Source organism: Mycobacterium sp., from assembly GCF_049281135.1.
Taxonomy (GTDB): Bacteria; Actinomycetota; Actinomycetes; order Mycobacteriales; family Mycobacteriaceae; genus Mycobacterium.
Genome location: NZ_JBAPRN010000325.1, coordinates 1 through 1,781 on the forward strand (window position 1 = coordinate 1; position 1,781 = coordinate 1,781).

The window sequence follows — 1,781 nt, forward strand, 5'->3', positions numbered from 1 at the left end:
GACGGCAAGACTCCGGTGCTCTACACCGTTGGGCGTAAAGCACAGGGCTATTTCAAGTTTCGCAACTGGGACATCAGCGAATCCTGGACTGGGTTCTCGGAGCGGCCCAGCTATGAGGACGCGTCAAAGGTCGCAGAAACTCTGGTGAGCACCTTCTTGGCCGGCGCCGGCGACGACGAAGAGTCCAGCGACGAGCCCGGAGTCGACGAATTGCACATCGTCTATACCGAATTCAAGTCGATGATGTCGCAGTCGGTCGGAGCGCACCGCATGGCTCCGATGGTCGTGGAGTACATCGAGGACGACAACGAGCCCCACACGCTGTATTCATTCGAGCCGGATGCGACGACGCTGTTCGATGCACTGCTGCCGCGTTACCTGACCACCCGCATCTACACGGCGTTGCTCGAGTCTGCCGCGTCAGAACTGGCGTCACGCCAGCGTGCGATGAAGTCGGCCAGCGACAACGCCGACGACCTCATCAAATCGCTCACGCTCGAGGCGAACCGCGAGCGGCAGGCTCAGATCACTCAGGAAATCAGCGAAATCGTCGGTGGCGCAAACGCGCTCGCCGACGCCAAATAGGCCCCATCAGGAAGCGAAGAGGATATGGCTGCTACCACTCAACAGGCTGCGAAGTCGACGAACTCGAAGGGCGGCGACACCAACGGCCGCGTGGTGCGGATCACCGGACCCGTCGTCGACGTTGAATTCCCCCGCGGCTCCGTGCCGGAGTTGTTCAACGCCCTGCACGCCGATATCACCTACAAGGAGCTGGCGAAGACGCTGACGCTGGAGGTCGCGCAGCACCTGGGGGACAACCTGGTTCGCACCATCTCGATGCAACCGACCGACGGACTGGTCCGCGGCGTTGAGGTCACCGACACAGGAAAAGGGATCTCCGTTCCGGTTGGCGACGGCGTCAAGGGCCACGTGTTCAACGCCCTGGGGGTCTGTCTGGACGAGCCGGGCTACGGAGAAGACTTCGACCACTGGACGATTCACCGTAAGCCGCCCCCGTTCGACGAGCTGGAACCGCGCACCGAGATGCTCGAGACCGGCCTGAAGGTCGTCGACCTGCTGACTCCCTACGTGCGTGGTGGAAAGATCGCGCTGTTCGGCGGTGCGGGTGTGGGTAAAACCGTTCTGATCCAGGAGATGATCAACCGTATCGCCCGAAACTTCGGTGGTACTTCGGTATTCGCCGGCGTCGGGGAGCGCACCCGTGAGGGCAACGACCTGTGGGTCGAGCTCGCGGATGCGGATGTGCTCAAGGACACCGCGCTGGTCTTCGGTCAGATGGACGAGCCGCCCGGCACCCGTATGCGAGTCGCCTTGTCGGCGTTGACGATGGCCGAGTTCTTCCGTGACGAGCAGGGCCAGGACGTGCTGCTGTTCATCGACAACATCTTCCGATTCACCCAGGCCGGTTCCGAGGTCTCGACACTGCTTGGCCGGATGCCTTCGGCCGTGGGCTACCAGCCCACGCTCGCCGATGAGATGGGTGAGCTGCAGGAGCGGATCACCTCGACCCGAGGCAAGTCCATCACCTCGATGCAAGCGGTGTACGTGCCCGCCGACGACTACACCGACCCCGCGCCGGCGACGACGTTCGCGCACTTGGACGCCACCACCGAGCTGTCGCGAAACGTGTTCTCCAAGGGCATCTTCCCCGCGGTGGACCCGTTGGCATCCAGCTCGACCATCCTGGACCCGGCGATCGTCGGCGACGAGCACTACCGGGTTGCGCAAGAAGTGATCCGAATCTTGCAGCGCTACAA

At 62.8% G+C, this 1,781-nt stretch carries 2 protein-coding genes; both read left to right on the plus strand.

What is annotated here, in order from left to right; translation table 11 throughout:
• Positions 1-585, plus strand: a 585-nt coding sequence (gene atpG / locus WAN02_RS13210) for an ATP synthase F1 subunit gamma (RefSeq protein WP_422264638.1), incomplete at its 5' end; no start/stop codon positions are given.
• A 24-nt stretch (positions 586-609) separates the two neighbouring features.
• Positions 610-1,781, plus strand: a 1,172-nt coding sequence (gene atpD, locus WAN02_RS13215; RefSeq protein WP_422264639.1) for a F0F1 ATP synthase subunit beta, incomplete at its 3' end; no start/stop codon positions are given.